We start from the raw sequence: 18,417 nt of genomic DNA on the forward strand, positions 1-18,417 counted from the left end.
AGTCACTCCCACTCTTTCAAAATTTGTTGATAAGCTTCCACTGGGTTTGTGGCTTTTGTGATCGATCTTCCCACAACAATCTGTGAAACACCCTGCTCTTTGGCAAAGGCAGGTGTCGCCACACGCTTTTGGTCATCCGTTTGATCATTTGGTAAGCGAATTCCTGGCGTCACAGTGAGAAAGGAAGGAGAGATTTGTTCATGAAGCTGTTTTGATTCATGAACAGAGCACACCACACCATCAAGTCCACTTTCATATGCCAATTGTCCATAATGAAGCACAGCCTCTTGCAATGGGCGGTCAATTAGTAATTCTTTTTTCATCATATCTTCTGACGTGCTTGTCAGCTGGGTCACTGCAATAATAGCCGGGCGATTTTGGCCGGCAGGGGTTCCGCTTTCAAGCCCCTCTACGGCCGCCTGCATCATTCTTTTCCCGCCGGCTGCATGCACATTCACCAAATCAACACCAAGTGCAGCAAGTCTGTTCATCGCTTTTTGCACAGTTGTTGGAATGTCATGAAGCTTCAGATCAAGGAAAATACGGCAATTTTTTTCTTTCAGTGCGTCAATAATGGCAGGACCTTCTTGGTAAAACAGCTCCATGCCGACCTTTACGAATAATGGAGTGCCTTCAAAACGATCTATAAAGGCGTGCGCCTCCTGTCCTGATGGAAAATCAAGCGCGATGATGGGCAAGTGCTTCATGTTTCCAGCTCCTTCCGATGCATTCCTCTACAGATGAATACCCATAAGCCGCTAACACATTCGGCAGTTCATCAATGATTTCCGGGCAAATAAATGGGTTCACAAAATTGGCTGTCCCAACAGCTACCGCACTTGCGCCAGCTAGTAAAAATTCAAGTACATCTTCAGCGCTTTGCACCCCGCCCATCCCAATAATCGGAATAGAAACGGCCTGACTGACCTCATGCACCATTCGGATGGCAACAGGTTTTACAGCAGGACCTGATAATCCGCCTGTTTTATTGGCAAGAATGGGTTTGCCTGTTTTTAAATCTAAACGCATCCCAATTAAGGTATTGATCATGGTGAGTCCATCCGCTCCAGCCGATTCAATCGCTTTAGCAATCTCAACGATATTGGCTACATTAGGTGACAGTTTCACATAAACAGGAACGGAGGAAACTTCCTTAACAGCTTTTGTCAATGTAGCCGCCATTTCTGGATCGGTCCCAAAGGCAATTCCGCCTGTTTTCACATTCGGACACGAGATATTCAGTTCAAGGGCGTGAACATTGCTTGCTTGACTAATTTGCTTTGCTACTTCAACATAATCATCAACTTGTGATCCAGCAACATTGGCAATAATAGGGGTATCGAACTGCTCAAGCCAAGGTAATTCATGTTCAAGCACGCCTTTTAGACCTGGATTTTGGAGACCAATCGCATTCAGCATACCGGCTCCTGTCTCAGCTACCCTCGGTGTCGGGTTGCCAAATCTCGGTTCAAGGGTCGTGGCTTTAATCATGATGCCGCCCAGCAAGGAAAGGTCATATAATGATGCGAATTCTTTTCCAAATCCAAAACAGCCTGATGCAGGAATGATTGGATTTTTTAAAGATAAGCCGGGTAATTCGATGTTTAGCATGATAGCGCCACCTCCTCCGCTTTAAAAACAGGTCCATCCAGACAAACTTTAACGTACGGTTTCTCGTGCTGATCGGTATGACAGACACAAGCAAAGCATGCACCGATTCCGCAGCCCATTCGTTCTTCCATTGAAATATAGACAGGCTTATCGGGATAAGAGTCTTTTAGTGCTTTTAACATAGGTGTCGGTCCACAGGAAAGCAAGACATCAAAGTCCAGCTCATTCTCTTCAATGACATTTGTCACGAAACCTTTCGAGCCATATGTTCCATCAACGGTTGCGATAAATGTATCTCCGAGCGCTTGAAACATCTCCTCATAAAATACATCCTTTTTCGATTGAAAACCGAGAACATGTTTTACGATGACGCCTTTTTTCGTTAACCGCTTAGACAGTTCATATAACGGAGGCACACCGATTCCTCCACCGACTAATAATGCAGTCTGTCCGGCCTGAACGACTGAAGGGTCATAGCCGTTTCCAAGCGGTCCTAACACATCGACTGACTCTCCCGCCCGCTTTTGGGAAAGGAGCTTTGTGCCCTCTCCCTCTGCGCGGTAAATGATGGTTGCTTCTTGCTTTTCGGCATGAATGTTGGCAATACTGATCGGTCTTCTCAGCAGCGGTGTCATGGATTCACTGACCTTTATATGAAGAAACTGTCCAGCTGTTTGAAAGGATTCAACAAGATCACCTTTTAATGTCATTTCGTAAATATGATCAGCGATCTCTCGGTTTGAGACGACCGTCAAGTATGCTTTTTTCATATCGTTACTGTCACCTCAGCATTCGTTTTCACTTCTGGCATTTCATCTGCTCTAAATGTCATGCTCTCTAGCACTCTTAAAATCGCTTCCGCTGTATCTAGTGACGTTAAGCAAGCGACACCATTTTCAACAGATTCACGTCTAATTCTAAAGCCGTCTCTTGCCGGCTGTTTTCCTTTTGTTAAGGTGTTGATGACAAATTGGGCTTCACCATTTCGAATGACATCCAGCAGATTCTTTCCTTCTTCTCCTATTTTGCCGACAACACTTGATGGAATAGAGGCTTGTTTTAAGTAATTCGCTGTTCCTTCTGTTGCTAAAATATGATAGCCGATGGAATGGAATCTTCTTGCAATCTCAAGTCCTTCTTCTTTATCTTTATCAGCCACTGTCAGGAGCACCGTTCCGTCTTTTGGAATTTGAATGCCTGATGCAATCAACCCTTTGTAGAGGGCTTTTTCGATTGTGACATCTTTCCCCATGACTTCACCTGTTGATTTCATTTCAGGCCCTAGTGTAATATCTACTCTTCTTAGTTTTGCAAAAGAGAAGACTGGAACTTTCACATATACGCCTTCTTGCTCAACATGAAGCCCTTCTTGGTAGCCATAGTTTTTCAGTTTTTCTCCTAAAATAACCTTTGTAGCTAAGTTCGCCATTGGAATGCCTGTAATTTTACTTAAGAATGGGACAGTCCGGCTTGAGCGCGGATTCACTTCAAGTACGTACACTTCTCCTTTTGATAGAACAAATTGAATGTTCAAAAGCCCAATGATGTTAAGGCCTTTTGCCAGTTTAATCGTGTATTCTGCAATTTTCGCTTTGATGTCCTCTGACAAAGTTTGCGGCGGGTAGACCGCAATGGAGTCTCCAGAGTGAACTCCGGCTCTTTCAATGTGTTCCATAATGCCTGGTATGACAACCGTTTCTCCGTCAGACACAGCATCTACTTCAATTTCTTTTCCTGTCAAATACTTGTCAATGAGCACTGGGTGCTGCGGATTGACTTTCACCGCATTCTCCATGTAGTGAAGGAGCTCAGCTTCTTGATACACAATTTCCATTGCACGGCCGCCTAATACATAGGAAGGACGGACAAGCACGGGGTAACCGATTTGATTCGCAATCGCTACTGCCTCTGGCACAGACGTTGCTGTCTTACCTTTTGGCTGCGGCACGCCGAGAGTTTCTAATGTTTGTTCAAACTTGTCACGGTTTTCCGCACGGTCAAGGTCTTCAAGCGATGTTCCAAGTATCTTAACCCCTCTATTTGATAATTCATCTGCTAAGTTAATCGCTGTTTGTCCGCCAAACTGAACGACGACACCTTCTGGTTGTTCAAGGTCGATGATGTGCATCACATCTTCTACAGTGAGTGGTTCAAAGTAGAGCTTATCTGAAATACTAAAGTCTGTTGAGACGGTTTCAGGGTTGTTGTTAATAATAATGGCTTCATAGCCTGCTTGTTTGATTGCCCACACTGAATGAACGGTCGCATAATCAAATTCAACCCCTTGTCCGATTCTGATTGGACCTGAGCCTAGCACGATGACACTTTTCTTATCTGTTCGCTCGGATTCATTTTCATCTTCATATGTGCTGTAGAAATACGGTGTTTCTGATTCAAATTCTGCCGCACATGTGTCCACCATCTTATACACAGGAACGATGCCTGCTTCTGTTCTTAGGTTATAGACATCTGCCTCATTCATATTCCATTCGCGGCTAATATAAATATCTGAGAAACCTTTTTCTTTCGCTTCTTTTAAAACGTCTACATTGCCTTTGTTTTCTTTTAGTGTCTTTTCAAATGCGATGATGCCTTCCAGCTTATGAAGGAAGAAATAATCAATTTTCGAGAATTCATGAATCTGTTCGACGGTATAGCCTCTTCTTAGCGCCTCAGCGATATAAAACAGACGCTCATCTCCTGCTTTGATAATCCGCTTTTCAAGCACTTCGTTCGTAATGTCCGCTTCGTCTTTTAATTCAATGTGATGCACATCCGCTTCAAGTGAACGAACAGCCTTTAAAAGAGACTCTTCTAATGTACGGCCGATCGCCATGACCTCACCCGTTGCTTTCATTTGTGTTCCAAGTCGTCTGTTGGCAGATTCAAATTTATCGAACGGCCAGCGCGGGATTTTTGAAACGATATAGTCGAGTGCTGGTTCGAACGCTGCATATGTTTTACCTGTGACTGGGTTCATCATTTCATCAAGTGTTAGGCCGACTGCGATTTTCGCTGCAAGTTTTGCAATTGGATATCCTGTTGCTTTAGACGCAAGAGCAGAAGAACGGCTCACGCGCGGGTTTACTTCGATAATATAGTATTGGAAGCTGTCTGGATCAATCGCCAGCTGTACGTTACATCCGCCTTCAATGCCAAGTGCACGGATCAGCTTGAGTGACACATTACGAAGCAGCTGATATTCACGATCACTTAGCGTTTGACTTGGTGCCACAACGATACTGTCACCTGTGTGGATGCCGACAGGATCAAAGTTTTCCATGTTACAAACCACAATGGCATGATCTCCGCTGTCACGCATGACCTCATATTCAATTTCTTTAAAGCCTGCGATACTTTTTTCAAGCAAACATTGTGTCACCGGACTTAACTTCAGTCCATTCTCGACGATTTCTTTTAATTCTTGCTCATTTGTACAAATTCCGCCGCCTGTTCCGCCTAGTGTATAGGCTGGTCTAACAATGACCGGGAAACCGATTTGATCTGTGAATGCCATCGCTTCTTCAAGGTTATGGATGATTTCACTTTCTGGTACAGGTTCATTTAATTCATTCATTAGATTACGGAATAAATCTCTGTCCTCTGCTTTTTGAATAGCTGACAGCTTGGTGCCTAGTACTTCAACACCGCATTCAGCGAGTACACCAAGATCTGATAACTCAACAGCAAGGTTCAATCCAGTTTGTCCGCCAAGTGTTGGCAGAATCGCATCAGGACGTTCTTTTCGAATGATTCGTGTTAAAAATTCTGGTGTCAGTGGTTCGATGTATACCTTATCGGCCATTTCTGTATCTGTCATGATCGTCGCAGGGTTAGAGTTCACAAGAACGACTTCATAGCCCTCTTCTTTTAGCGCTAAGCAAGCCTGTGTGCCTGCATAGTCAAACTCCGCTGCCTGACCGATGATGATTGGACCTGAACCGATCACTAAAATCTTTTTGATATCTACGCGTTTTGGCATACTTCTTCCCCTTCTTTCTCAGTTGTATGAATCATGTCCATGAACTCGTCGAATAAGTAGTTCGCATCTTCTGGACCCGGTGATGCTTCTGGGTGATACTGGACAGTGAATGCTGGTGCTTTTTTATGTTTTAATCCTTCAATGGTATTGTCATTTAGCGCAATATGTGTGACTTCAAGCACGTCTTCATTAATGGCGCTAACCGTGTAGCCATGGTTTTGAGACGTCAAGGTTACCTTGCCAGTTGCTAGTTCTTTGACTGGATGATTGGATCCTCTATGCCCAAATTTCATTTTTTCTGTACTTGCGCCGCACGCAAGCGCGAATAACTGGTGTCCTAGGCAGATACCAAAGAGTGGTACCTTTCCAATCAGTTGCTGAATCATTTCAACCGCTTCTGGCACATCGACTGGATCCCCAGGTCCGTTTGAAAGCATGATGCCATCTGGTTTTAACTGTAATACTTCATCTGCCGTGATATTGTATGGCACCACAATGACATCACAATCTCGCTTATTGAGTTCGCGCAAAATGCCATGCTTCATGCCGAAATCGACAAGCACAATTCTTTTTCCTCTTCCTGGGCTTGGATACGCATTTTTCACAGATACTTGGCTTACTTGATCTGTTGGTAGCTGCATCGTTTGAAGGCGGCTTACAACGTCTTCTACTTGTTCATCCGGTCCTGCAAAAGCTCCTCTTAATGTACCTGCACTTCGAATCATGCGCGTGAGCTTGCGTGTATCAATGCCGCTAAGACCCGGGATATTTTTCATTTTTAAATACTCATCAAGTGAGTATGAAGAGCGCCAGTTTGAAGGCTTTTCACAAAGCTCTTTCACGATCAGCCCTTTCACAAACGGTGTGATCGATTCAAAATCATCACGGTTAATGCCATAGTTGCCGATCAGCGGGTAAGTGAGTGTGACAATTTGTCCGCAGTACGACGGGTCAGACAAAATCTCTTGATAGCCTGTCATCCCTGTGTTAAAGACGACTTCTCCGACTGACGGTTCTAAGCTGCCAAAGCCTGTTCCTTCGAATACTGTTCCGTTTTCTAGCACTAAGCGTCTCTTCATTTTACTAGTCTCCCCTCTTCATAAACGACTTTCCCAGATGCAAGTGTCATGACCGGCCATCCTGATACATTCAATTTGTCAAACGGTGTATTTTGTCCTTTAGATAAGAAGCTTTTTTTGTCAATTGCCATTTCTTTGTTTAAATCAATCAGTGTGATATCAGCGATTTGACCTTCTTCCAGCTTTCCGTATGGAAGAGCAAAGGCTTCTGCTGGTTTGATGGTCATATAATCAACAAGTTCTTTTAATGTCCATTCCCCTGTTTTCACAAAACGTGTGTACAGAAGCGGGAACGCTGTTTCAAGTCCGACAATCCCAAAAGGTGCCCTCTGCATCGTTTCGTTCTTTTCTTCTTCTGTATGCGGTGCATGGTCTGTGGCGATAAAATCAATCGTGCCATCTAAAAGCCCCTCGATCAGTGCCTCGCGATCTTCTGCTCCTCTGAGTGGCGGATTCATTTTATAGTTTGTGTCAAGACCTGGGATGTCTTCATCACATAAGAGAAGGTGATGTGGCGACACCTCAGCCGTCACACGAATGCCTGCTTTTTTTGCATCGCGTACCACTCGGACGGATTCCTTTGTGCTGATATGGCATACATGATAATGACAATTCGCTGCTTCTGCTAAGAGGACATCTCTTGCAATATGCACCGATTCACAAATTGACGGTATCCCGTTTAACCCATTTGCTTTTGAAAAGTCTCCTTCATGAACGCATCCTCCATAAATGAGTGAGTTATCTTCACAGTGCGCCACTATGGCTTGATCAAGGCTTGCTGCCTTTTTCATTGCTTCGTACATCATGCCTGCGGTTTGAATACCAACACCGTCATCCGTAAAGGCAAATGCGCCCGCTTCTTTTAACGCTGCAAAGTCTGTCATCTCTTCACCAATTTGTCTCGTCGTGATGGAAGCGTATGGCAGTACTCTTACAGAGGAGGTCTCTTTGATTCGATTCATCAGCCATTCCATTTGTTCTTTTGTATCTGGAACTGGTCGTGTATTCGGCATTGCTGCAATGGTCGTATACCCGCCTCTTGCTGCTGCCTTAGAACCTGTTTCAATGGTTTCTTTTTTCTCGCCGCCTGGCTCTCTTAAATGCACATGCAGATCAATCAAACCTGGTGATACAAATAGCCCTGCTGCATCAATGACTTCTTCTCCGTCTTCTCTTTCTAAGTGACCCATTGCTTGAATCACTTTTCCTTCTACCCTAATATCCTGCTGCACTCTTTCCCCTGTGCTTGTTAAGATAAAACCGTTTTTAATGAGATATGACATAGACAGAATCTCTCCCTTTTTGATGTAGTCTGCTATTTTGAAAAGCTCTTTTTAACACAGCCATTCGGATATACACACCATTTTCCATTTGTTTAAAAATCCTTGACTGCTTTGACTCTACTAATGAATCATCTATTTCAACACCTCTATTTACTGGTGCTGGATGCATAATAATCGCTCTTTCTTTCATTTTGCTTGCCCTGTCTACTGTTAATCCATAAGTCGATAAGTAACCCTCGTTGCCCATCTTTTCTGAGTGTCTTTCATGCTGAATTCTCAGCAGCATCACCACGTCAGACCGCTTCATGGCTTCGTCCACTTCGACATACATTCCATGAGGATTTTGTTCATCTTGGAAGGATGCTGGTCCTGAAAAGAGCACTGTCGCTCCTAGTCTTGCGAGGACTTCAGCATTGGACCTTGCCACCCTGCTATGTTTGATATCACCATGAATCGAGATCGTTAAGCCTTCAAAACCGCCAAACTCTTCAAAGATCGTCATCAAATCCAGCAATGATTGTGTAGGGTGCTGTCCGCAGCCATCTCCCGCATTAATGATTGGAATCCCGACCTTCCCAATCAGCTCTTTGTAATATTCGTCGGTACTGTCTCTGATGACACATGCCTTGACTCCGATGGATTCAAGTGTTTTCACTGTATCGTAAAGGGTCTCTCCCTTTTGAACAGAGGTACTTGCTGCGTCTAGGTTCAGCACATTCATTCCAAGTTTCTTCTCTGCCACCTCAAAGCTAAAACGCGTTCTTGTACTTGGTTCAAAGAAGAGGTTCGCTACAAATTCACCTGCTAAACCATGTTCCTGTTTCCCTTTTTTCAATGCACATGCTTCTTCAATCAGCTGTAAAATTTCTTCCTTTGACAAGCTGCTCATTGTCGATAAATCATTCATTTTTTCTGCCCCCTCTAGTTTTTCATCACTTTCAGGTTCAAAAAAACCCTAAGCCTCGGCAGCTTAGGGTTCTCCAAAAGAAGCAGGGGTGCTTTCGCACGTTCTGCTCCGTTTAGAACCCTTGTCAGCCTCACTGGACTTCTTTTAAAAGGTTTTCGGTATTCGATTCATTTGACTCATCATCTTCTGCCTTCTGATGCGGCAGAATCAGGTTTAGCAGGACGCCAGTAATGGCAGCGAGTGCCATTCCTGACAGCGTCAGATTGATTTGTTTCACCTCAATGAATGCCCCGCCAATTCCAATGACTAAGATGACTGATGCGATAATGAGATTGCGCTTTTCTTCAAAATTCACTTTATGATCAATCAGGATTCGCAGTCCGCTTGAGGCTATGATTCCAAAGAGCAGGAACGAAACGCCCCCATAACCGCGGATGGTACTGTACTGATTAATGCTGAAATTTTCCCAACAAAGCCGAAGCAGATCGCAAACACCGCTGCTCCGCCGATGACGAAGATACTGAACACTCTTGTGATCGCAAGGACGCCAATGTTCTCTCCATAAGTCGTTGTTGGAGGTCCGCCGATGAGTGAAGCGAAGATTGTCGCCGCACTGTCTCCTAAAATGGAGCGATGAAGACCTGGTTTTTTAATAAAATCTTGTCCAACAACTTTGCTTAACACGACTTGATGGCCGATGTGCTCAGACATGGTCACAAAGGCAACTGGCACCATCACTGTGAGAATGCTTAAGGTCACAGCAGGAGTATAGTCGACAAATGGTACAACAAAGTCTGGTACAGCAAACCATTTTGCAGCAATGACCGGCTGGAAGTTCACAATGCCTTGTGTTAAGGCAAAGAGGTAGCCGCTGATAATGCCGATTAAGACTGGAATCAAGCTAAGGAATCCTCTTAGGAAGATCATACTAATAATGGTGACAGCGAGTGTGAAGCCTGCAACCATTAAGTGCTTCAGGCTGTAAACAAGCTCCTTTGCATTCGGATCCACGTACATCGCCATGTTAACAGCTGTTCCAGCGAGTCCGAGTCCGATGACCATAATGACGGGTCCTACAACGACAGGCGGCAGAAGCTTCATTAGCCAGCCTGTGCCAAGCCATTTGATAAATAATGCGATGAGTGCATATGCCACACCAGCCATAAAGGCACCTACCATTGCGGCTCCAGGGCCGCCGGTGGCTTTTACATTCAAGATAGGGGCGATAAAGGCAAAGGACGATCCAAGATACGCCGGAATCTGCCCTCTTGTGATGATTAAGTACACAATGGTTCCAACCCCGCTTGAGATGAGCGCAACGGCTGGGCTCATCTCAATGATCTTTGGTACAAGAATGGTTGCACCAAACATGGCAAACAAGTGCTGCAGGCTGAGTGACAGCCATGTGAACGGTTTTGGGATATCTCGAATGCCTAAATTGGCTTTTTGCTGACTCATGATTTTCCTCCTAGATGTGTCCTTTTTCATTAAAAAAGCCTCTTTGCGAGTATGCGCAAAGAGGCCTAGAAAAACCGTACACGTCACTTTAGTCGTGTGCTCGGTGTCTCTGTTATTGCCCTCTTTGCAAACTCTCTGGAATGCATTTAAAAAGGTTATTTTTCATATATAGCGACAAGGTCGTTTTGATCTACTTCATTGAGCTGAACCATGACTGTCTCTGCTTTTGATGTCGGGATGTTTTTCCCGATATAATCTGCCCGAATCGGCAGCTCCCGGTGTCCCCGGTCGACTAGAACAGCTAGCTGAATGGAAGATGGTCTTCCTACATCCACAAGCGCATCCATAGCCGCTCTGACGGTTCTACCTGTGAACAGCACATCATCAACGACAATGAGTGTTTTGTCATTAATGTCAGCTGGGATGTCTGCACCCTTGACAAGCGGGTCTTGGTTCTCTGTCTTTTTTGTCAGGTCATCACGGTATAGCGTAATATCAAGTTCACCCACAGTCACTGGGTTTCCTTCAATTTGCTCGATGCGCTCTGCAAGGCGCTTTGCAAGATGAATACCTCTTGTCTTGATCCCGGCCAGGATGACATCCTTCATCCCTTTGTTGCGCTCAATCATTTCATGTGCAATACGGGTAAGCGCTCGTCTTATCGCTTGTTCATCAAGAATGACTGCTTTTTGTTCCATCTTTTACACCTCTTTTTGACAAATAAAAAGCCCTTCTGCAAAGGGCAGAGAGGGGCGCTCATTTGTGCATACTCGTGCACAAATTGATCCGTTATCCTTCTCAGCCTCTCTGGACTGTTTTAAAGAATCTCAATTTCTTCGTTTATTATTTCAAAAAAAGAACGGCCTGTCAATCGTTATTTCTTAATGAATCGATAAAGCCCCGCATATCAGCTGGAATTGGAGCTGTAAACTCCATATATTCTCCTGTTCTAGGATGATCAAATCCTAACACGCCTGCATGCAGCAGTTGTCCATTGAAATCAACCGTTTTTCTTGGGCCATATTTTGGATCTCCGGCAAGCGGATAGCCAATGTATTTCATATGAACACGAATTTGGTGGGTTCTCCCAGTTTCAAGGCGGCATTCTACAACGGTAAAGTCTTTAAAGCGCTCCATCACATCAAAATGAGTGACTGCCTGCTTTGCATTTTCTTTTGTGACCGTCATGCTTTGGCGATCTTTTTTGTCTCGACCTATTGGTGCATCAATCGTTCCAGTATCATGCTGAATGATACCATGAACAACGGCTGTGTATTTTCTAGTGACCGTTTTCGCCACCAGCTGATTGACGAGTGATTCATGCGCCATATCATTTTTTGCGACCATTAAAAGCCCTGACGTATCTTTATCAATCCGGTGGACAATTCCTGGTCTCATCACACCATTAATGCCTGACAAATCATTGCAATGAGCCATGAGGCCATTGACAAGAGTACCTGTCACATGTCCTGGTGCTGGATGAACGACCATTCCTCTTGGTTTATTGACCACTAGTACATCTTCATCCTCATAATAAATATCAAGATCCATTGATTCCGCTTCTACATCTAGTGCTTCTGGATCTGGAATCTCTACTTTGATTTGATCTCCAGCTTGTACTTTATAATTGGCCTTCACTTGTTTTCCATTTACTTCGATGAGCCCATCTTTCACCCACTGCTGGACTTGGGTTCTTGACCATTCTGGTTCAGTTGTGCTTAAAAATTTATCAAGCCGTTCACTCGTTTGTTCTTCTGAAACGGCAATGTTTACTTGATTCATGTAGTTGACTCCTTATTTTTCTTTCCATCTAAAAGCATTTGAATAAAGAGCAGAATGACCCCCACACATAGAGAGGAATCTGCGATATTAAAGATTGGATAATGATAATCCCCAAATACGAAATGAGCAAAATCAACCACTTCTTGACGGAAAATACGGTCAATAAAGTTTCCAATCGCTCCGCCAAGCATTAAGGCAAGCGCTACGCCAAGTAGCTTGTCCTTTTGTCCATGTTTTTGCAAATAATAAACAATTCCTGCAATAACAACGAGTGTGATCACATAGAAAAACCACATTTGTCCTTGGAGAATCCCCCATGCGGCTCCTGAATTTCGGTGGGATGTGATGTAAAAGAAGCCATCAATCACAGGAATAGAATCACCGAGCATCATATGTTTGACAATGAGCCATTTTGTTAATTGATCTAAACAAATTATCACGAATGCGATTATGTAATAGAACACACACGTTCCTCCATCTTCATACTTTGGTCTTTAAGCATTTTATCAAGAAAACAGGATGGAGTAAAGAAACTTTAGTTGACAGACAAAAACCTCCCTACATGTGGAAGGCTTCAAAATGAGAATCGTTTGATTCGTGAGGATAAGGGGTGAATGATTTTTTCTCGTATTGCTTATGATATAAAAAGTCGTCAGTCGTACGAGCTGTCGGAAGAATACTCATTTGTTCAATGGGCATTGTATGCCCAGTCGCCTCACATATGCCATAAGTTCCTTGTTCAATTTTTGCAATCGCGAGCGAAACATCTTGCAGTTCTTCTTTGATGTGATAAAGAAGCGTGGTCGTTTTTGCTTGATCGAACGTGACATGTTCAGCGGGTGAACGCAATGATGCATATTCAAACAGTTTCGATTGCAGTTCTTCTCTCATTTGAAGGAGTTCCATGTAAATCGTCTCTAGATCGCCATTCATGTCGCTGTTTCAACTCCTGCCCTGTCGTGATAATCATATTGTTGCCCCGCCTGTTCACTTTAAAGCCATAAGATTTTTCCTTTCGTTCTAAACGCTGTCATTTTCTCTATCTCAAAAACGCCCCGCTATATGCGGGGCGCTAGTTGGTGATATCACGCTGTTAATTCTGGTAATATTTTTCCACGATTTCAGCATTTTTGAGCGACAATGTTGGGTATTTTGGATTTGCGCCAACATCTTTTGAAATAATGCGGGAACGTTCGCACAGTTCGCCTTCTGCTTTTTGAACAACAATACGTCCTGATGTGTATTCAGACGCTGATGCGTCTGCATGCTTCTCATCTTCTACTGTTAACTCAGAAATGATAAAGAGCTGCTTCACATCTTCTTTAATGGATGCAAGAAGGTTTTTCACTTCCTCTGTTGCATAAAGGGTCACACTTGCTTCAAGTGAACGTCCGATGACTTTCTCATTACGCGCAATTTCCAGCGCTTTTAGCACATCGTCACGCACTTCCATAAAGCGGTCAAACTTCGCTTCTGTCGCTTCTGCTTGAGGAACAGCTACACCTTCTGGCATATCTGTTAACTGAACACTTGGCTCTTCAACAAAGCTTAAGTGGCTCCATAGTTCATCTGCTGTATGCGGAAGAATTGGTGCTGTCAGCTTCACTAACGCCATTAATGTTTCGTAGAAGACCGTCTGCATGCTGCGGCGGTCTGGATGATCCGCATGCTCAATGTATACCACATCTTTTGCAAAATCGAGATAGAAAGAGCTAAGCTCAATCGTACAGAAGTTGTGGATGGCATGATAGACAACCGCAAATTCGTAATCATCATAAGCTTTTTTCACTTTATCAATCAATTTGTTTAATTTGATTAAGATATATTGATCCACTTCGCGAAGCTCTTCGACTGGTACTGCATTGACTGCTGGATCAAAGTCAAACAGGTTACCATGCAAGAAGCGGAACGTGTTACGGATTTTACGATAAACTTCTGCGACTTGTTTTAAAATGTCGTCAGACACTGGATGATCGGCTTGATAGTTGACAGAAGATACCCAAAGTCTAAGAATCTCCGCACCAAGCTGCTTCGCCACTTTCGTCGGATCAATCGTATTGCCTAATGATTTACTCATCTTGCGTCCTTCTTTATCAAGCGTAAAGCCATGGCTGAGAACACCTTTATATGGCGCTTTTCCAGTGACAGCAACTGCTGTAGATAAAGATGAGTTAAACCAGCCGCGATATTGATCAGAACCTTCAAGGTAAAGGTCTGCCGGACGAACCAGTTCATCTCGTTCTTCTAATACCGCTTGGTGAGAAGAACCAGAATCAAACCATACATCCATGATATCTTGCTCTTTTGTAAATTCACCGTTCGGGCTGCCTGGATGTGTAAAGCCTTCAGGCAATAATTCTTTTGCTTCTTTTTCAAACCAAATATTCGAGCCATGTTCTCTAAATAATTGAGAGACGTGCTGAATCGTTTCATCTGTGATGATTGGCTCACCATTTTCAGCATAGAAGACTGGGATTGGAACGCCCCATACACGCTGTCTTGAAATGCACCAGTCACCTCTGTCACGCACCATATTGAACAGGCGCGTTTCGCCCCAAGCTGGAACCCATTTCGTTTCTTTAATATTATCTAATAGCGCTTCTCTGAAGTCTTTAATCGAAGCAAACCACTGAGCAGTTGCACGATAAATTGTTGGTTTTTTCGTTCTCCAGTCATGCGGATAGGAGTGCGTGATAAAGTCGAGCTTTTTCAATGCGCCTTTTGCTTCAAGCTGTTCTGTGATGGCTTTATTGGCATCCTCGTAGAATAGTCCTTCAAAACCAGGTGCTTCTTCTGTCATCACACCTTTTTCATCTACTGGACATAACACATCAAGACCGTACTTCATACTTACGATAAAGTCATCTTCCCCGTGACCTGGCGCTGTGTGAACACAGCCTGTTCCTGCATCTGTTGTGACGTGATCGCCAAGCATCACAAGAGAATCTCTATCGTAAATTGGATGTGCTGCAACGACCTTATCTAATTCTTTACCTTTTAAGGTTTTCACAACTTCGTACTCTTCAAAGCCAAGTGTTTTTGCCACTTGTTCAACTAGCTCAGATGCGATGACATATCGCTCAGCACCCACTTGAAGCACACTGTACTCTAGGTTTGGATGTACACAAATGCCAAGGTTTGCAGGAAGTGTCCAAGGTGTTGTTGTCCAGATGATGAACTGCTCGCCGTTTTCAAGTACGCCTTTGCCATCTTTCACTTTAAATGATACGTAAATCGACGGAGAACGTTTGTCCTTGTATTCAATTTCTGCTTCAGCAAGTGCTGATTCACTTGATGGAGACCAGTTAACAGGCTTAAGACCTTTGTAAATATAGCCTCTTTTCGCCATTTCACCAAAGACAAGAATTTGCTGCGCTTCGTATTCAGGCTTCAATGTCACATATGGATTGTCCCAGTCTGCTCTTACACCCAAACGTTTAAACTGATTGCGCTGACCTTCGATTTGTTTCCAAGCATACTCCTCACATAGTTTACGGAATTCTGCTGTCGACATTTCTTTGCGTTTGACTTTTTTATTTTTCGTAAGGGCTGTTTCAATCGGTAAGCCATGTGTATCCCAGCCCGGTACGTACGGTGCATGGAATCCATTCATTGATTTAAAACGGACAATAAAATCTTTGAGGATTTTATTGAGTGCGTGCCCCATATGAATGTCACCATTCGCATATGGAGGTCCATCATGCAAAATAAAGGTCGGGCGTCCTTTTGTCCGCTCTAAAACCATTTGATAGATGTCTTTTTCTGCCCACTCCTCTTGGATTTCAGGCTCTTTGTTCGGCAGGTTCCCTCTCATCGGGAATTCTGTTTTTGGCATTAATAAGGTGTCTTTGTAGTTCATACCTATTCCTCCACATGCAAATTCGTATTAAAAAACAATAAAAAAAGCCCTCTCATCCCATAAGGGACGAGAAGGCTTGTCTCGCGGTACCACCCTTTTAGACAAGCGCTTTGAAATTGCCGCTTATCCACTCTAAAATCGTAACGTGATCAGACGCCTTTTCTTACTCATTCATTTCAGAAAAGGAACTAAAGGGGTGATCTCATTGCAGCGTCCCGTAATGTCAGGCTTCCACCGTCCCTGATTCGCTTAATTACGCATGTGACAACTGCGAGTGTCCCTTTCAAACGTTTATCTCTTGTTAATTTATGATGGTATTATATGCAACATGAGCACGTCATGTCAAGGTGATGCGCTTATTCTTTTTCGTCAAAGACAGCGTCAACTTCATATTCCAGCAAATGATCCCAATCATCATTTTTCAGAAGATCAAGCTGAGCTTCGATGAGCATTTGGAAACGAGTTCTAAAGACTTTCGACTGTTTCTTGAGCTCTTCGATTTCCATTGCAATCTTTCTTGATTTTGATAACGCTTCGTTGATAATACGGTCTGCATTTTTCTCAGCTTCACGAATGATCAATTTCGCTTCTTTATCAGAATGACGCTTCACGTCTTCTGCTGCTTCTTGCGCCACAAGAATGGATTTGTTTAATGTTTCTTCAATTGTTGCAAAATGGCCTAGTCTTTCATCAAGCTCGTTGACTTTGTCTTCAAGCTCATTCTTTTTGCGAAGTACGATCTCGTAATCTTTACGTACTTGGCTTAAAAACTCATTTACTTCATCTTCGTCATAGCCGCGAAAACTTTTTGTGAACGTTTTATTATGAATATCATTAGGTGTTAATGGCAATCTTGCCACCTCCAGATTCAAATTCGTTATGTCAGAAGCTCAAATGTTACTTTGAATTTATCTTTTTTCGTCTTCCCATCAATTGTTTTTAAGCTAAAGCGGCCAAATCCCCTGACAGAGAGCTGATCACCTTCACCAATTGTAAAGGAAGGGTCTTCAGTGACTTTCCAGTTTACTTTGACAAGACCATTTTTGACCAAAAGCTGTGCTTTTTGCCGAGACTGACGGCTAACAGCAGCACATACAGCGTCAAGCCGCAGTGAAGAAATCGTATCTTCTTTGATATCGGTTTTGCTGATGACTGGCTGAAGATCTGCCTTGCTAATTTCCTCTAATGAAACAGATGCTCTGCCGACATGCGTCAGCTGAGCCCGAACAAAATCGGCAACATCGCTTGTACAAATAAATTGCACGTTGTCCTCTGAAAACAACAAATCACCGAATTTTTGACGCTTCAGGCCTGTCCCAATGAGCGAACCGAGAAGATTGGGGTGTTCTATAGAAATAAACTTTTTCGCATAGTTCACCTGAAAATAAGTCAGTTCAAAATCCTGTATGGTCGGTGCTAAATAATCAGGATAGATCAAAGCCCTTTTCCGCTCTGCTTCCTCATACCCGCCAAAAAACATGAGAACAAGTTCATCAGAATGCTGAATCACGGACTGGGTAATGAACTGCTCACGCGGATCAAGAAAGTCTGTTAATTTCATTCGATATTGATCGAGCGCGATGTTTTTCCAGCCTAATACTCGGTCGACAAATGGCTGTTCGTCTTTTCTAAAATGTTGATAAATATCGCTCATTTTGTTCCCCTTTTATGTAAAAGAGCCTGGCAGATGCCAAGCCCGGCAGCCTGTTTACATGAATCGAACAATCATATTATAAAGCCCAGTTAGTCCATACGATGATGCGAAACGAATCACAAGCAATGCCACAATCGGCGAGATGTCAATCATGCCAATTGGCGGAATAATTTTACGGAATGGTTCTAAATACGGTTCGCAAATGTTTGTCAAGAAGCGGCCAATCGATGTTTCTCTTGCAGATGGCACCCATGACATAAAGATGTAAATAATGATCGCGAATGAGTAAATCGTTAATACCGTACCCAAAATATTAAAAATGAAATTTAGAATAACTATGATTTACCACCTCTGAGGTTCTTCCTCTGTCAATAGCTCTGATATTGTGCCAGATACATCCACATTATCAGGAGTGCAGAGGAATATATTCGAGCCAATACGCTGAATGTCTCCACCGATTGCATAAACCGTTCCGCTTAAGAAGTCGATGATTCGCTTTGCTTGATCGTGCTGAATGCGCTGCAAATTGACGACGACTGCACGCCGATTTTTAATATGATCTGCAATCTCTTGAGCCTCTGCATAAACACGTGGCTCACTTAACACCACTTTAGAGGATTTTTGCACGCTTTGCAAGCTGACGACATTTTGTTTTCCTGCCTGAGGACGCTCTTGAAATGCCGCTTTATCTTTTGTGTTTTTTTCTTCTTGTGCTGGTTCTCTTTCTTCATCAATGTATTCGTACTCATACTCTTCATCATCGAGTGTGAAGAAGCTTTTAAACTTATTTTTTATGCTCATG

The 18,417-nt window shown here is 43.4% G+C and carries 16 protein-coding genes and 1 pseudogene; all 17 read right to left on the reverse strand.

Annotated elements, in window-relative coordinates; genetic code table 11:
- Positions 1 to 2 precede the first annotated feature (2 nt).
- Positions 3 to 707 carry an orotidine-5'-phosphate decarboxylase gene (gene pyrF, locus KFQ09_RS02055; RefSeq protein ID WP_041507326.1) on the reverse strand — a complete coding sequence of 235 codons (705 nt, stop codon included), beginning with the start codon at positions 705 to 707 and terminating at the stop codon, positions 3 to 5.
- A complete protein-coding gene (locus tag KFQ09_RS02060; RefSeq protein WP_017359348.1) occupies positions 679 to 1,611 on the reverse strand; it encodes a dihydroorotate dehydrogenase in 933 nt (310 codons plus the stop codon). The genes pyrF and KFQ09_RS02060 overlap by 29 nt, the downstream gene beginning before the upstream one ends.
- Positions 1,605 to 2,381 carry a dihydroorotate dehydrogenase electron transfer subunit gene (locus tag KFQ09_RS02065; RefSeq protein WP_008344928.1) on the reverse strand — a complete coding sequence of 259 codons (777 nt, stop codon included), beginning with the start codon at positions 2,379 to 2,381 and terminating at the stop codon, positions 1,605 to 1,607. The genes KFQ09_RS02060 and KFQ09_RS02065 overlap by 7 nt, the downstream gene beginning before the upstream one ends.
- Complete coding sequence (gene carB / locus KFQ09_RS02070; RefSeq protein WP_007499710.1) at positions 2,378 to 5,593, reverse strand: carbamoyl-phosphate synthase (glutamine-hydrolyzing) large subunit; 3,216 nt, start codon at positions 5,591 to 5,593, stop codon at positions 2,378 to 2,380. The genes KFQ09_RS02065 and carB overlap by 4 nt, the downstream gene beginning before the upstream one ends.
- Complete coding sequence (locus KFQ09_RS02075; RefSeq protein WP_156060490.1) at positions 5,578 to 6,672, reverse strand: carbamoyl phosphate synthase small subunit; 1,095 nt, start codon at positions 6,670 to 6,672, stop codon at positions 5,578 to 5,580. Before KFQ09_RS02075 ends, carB begins: the two co-directional genes overlap by 16 nt.
- Positions 6,669 to 7,955: a dihydroorotase gene (locus KFQ09_RS02080; protein WP_017359349.1), complete on the reverse strand. Its 1,287-nt coding sequence runs from the start codon at positions 7,953 to 7,955 to the stop codon at positions 6,669 to 6,671. Before KFQ09_RS02080 ends, KFQ09_RS02075 begins: the two co-directional genes overlap by 4 nt.
- On the reverse strand, positions 7,939 to 8,862 hold the full coding sequence (locus KFQ09_RS02085) for an aspartate carbamoyltransferase catalytic subunit (RefSeq protein ID WP_017359350.1): 924 nt from the start codon (positions 8,860 to 8,862) through the stop codon (positions 7,939 to 7,941). Before KFQ09_RS02085 ends, KFQ09_RS02080 begins: the two co-directional genes overlap by 17 nt.
- A 130-nt stretch (positions 8,863 to 8,992) precedes the next feature.
- Positions 8,993 to 10,320, reverse strand: a pseudogene (locus KFQ09_RS02090) (uracil-xanthine permease family protein).
- Between the two features lie 155 nt (positions 10,321 to 10,475).
- Positions 10,476 to 11,018: a bifunctional pyr operon transcriptional regulator/uracil phosphoribosyltransferase PyrR gene (gene pyrR / locus KFQ09_RS02095; protein WP_007499718.1), complete on the reverse strand. Its 543-nt coding sequence runs from the start codon at positions 11,016 to 11,018 to the stop codon at positions 10,476 to 10,478.
- Positions 11,019 to 11,187: 169 nt separating this feature from the next.
- Positions 11,188 to 12,102, reverse strand: coding sequence for an RluA family pseudouridine synthase (locus KFQ09_RS02100; protein WP_007499719.1), 915 nt, complete (start codon positions 12,100 to 12,102; stop codon positions 11,188 to 11,190).
- Positions 12,099 to 12,566 carry a signal peptidase II gene (gene lspA, locus KFQ09_RS02105; protein WP_008344942.1) on the reverse strand — a complete coding sequence of 156 codons (468 nt, stop codon included), beginning with the start codon at positions 12,564 to 12,566 and terminating at the stop codon, positions 12,099 to 12,101. The genes KFQ09_RS02100 and lspA overlap by 4 nt, the downstream gene beginning before the upstream one ends.
- A gap of 94 nt (positions 12,567 to 12,660) precedes the next feature.
- On the reverse strand, positions 12,661 to 13,035 hold the full coding sequence (locus KFQ09_RS02110) for a TraR/DksA family transcriptional regulator (RefSeq protein WP_144610134.1): 375 nt from the start codon (positions 13,033 to 13,035) through the stop codon (positions 12,661 to 12,663).
- A gap of 160 nt (positions 13,036 to 13,195) precedes the next feature.
- On the reverse strand, positions 13,196 to 15,961 hold the full coding sequence (ileS, locus tag KFQ09_RS02115; RefSeq protein WP_255835999.1) for an isoleucine--tRNA ligase: 2,766 nt from the start codon (positions 15,959 to 15,961) through the stop codon (positions 13,196 to 13,198).
- Positions 15,962 to 16,317: 356 nt separating this feature from the next.
- Positions 16,318 to 16,812, reverse strand: a complete 495-nt coding sequence (locus KFQ09_RS02120; protein ID WP_008344947.1) for a DivIVA domain-containing protein — start codon at positions 16,810 to 16,812, stop codon at positions 16,318 to 16,320.
- A 26-nt stretch (positions 16,813 to 16,838) separates the two neighbouring features.
- Positions 16,839 to 17,615, reverse strand: coding sequence for a YlmH family RNA-binding protein (locus KFQ09_RS02125; protein ID WP_255836000.1), 777 nt, complete (start codon positions 17,613 to 17,615; stop codon positions 16,839 to 16,841).
- A 54-nt stretch (positions 17,616 to 17,669) separates the two neighbouring features.
- Positions 17,670 to 17,873: a YggT family protein gene (locus tag KFQ09_RS02130; RefSeq protein ID WP_008344950.1), complete on the reverse strand. Its 204-nt coding sequence runs from the start codon at positions 17,871 to 17,873 to the stop codon at positions 17,670 to 17,672.
- An 84-nt stretch (positions 17,874 to 17,957) separates the two neighbouring features.
- On the reverse strand, positions 17,958 to 18,416 hold the full coding sequence (gene sepF / locus KFQ09_RS02135; protein ID WP_017359354.1) for a cell division protein SepF: 459 nt from the start codon (positions 18,414 to 18,416) through the stop codon (positions 17,958 to 17,960).
- Position 18,417 lies beyond the last annotated feature (1 nt).

This window comes from Bacillus sp. FS02, assembly GCF_024398395.1.
GTDB classification, from domain to species: Bacteria; Bacillota; Bacilli; order Bacillales; family Bacillaceae; genus Bacillus; species Bacillus altitudinis.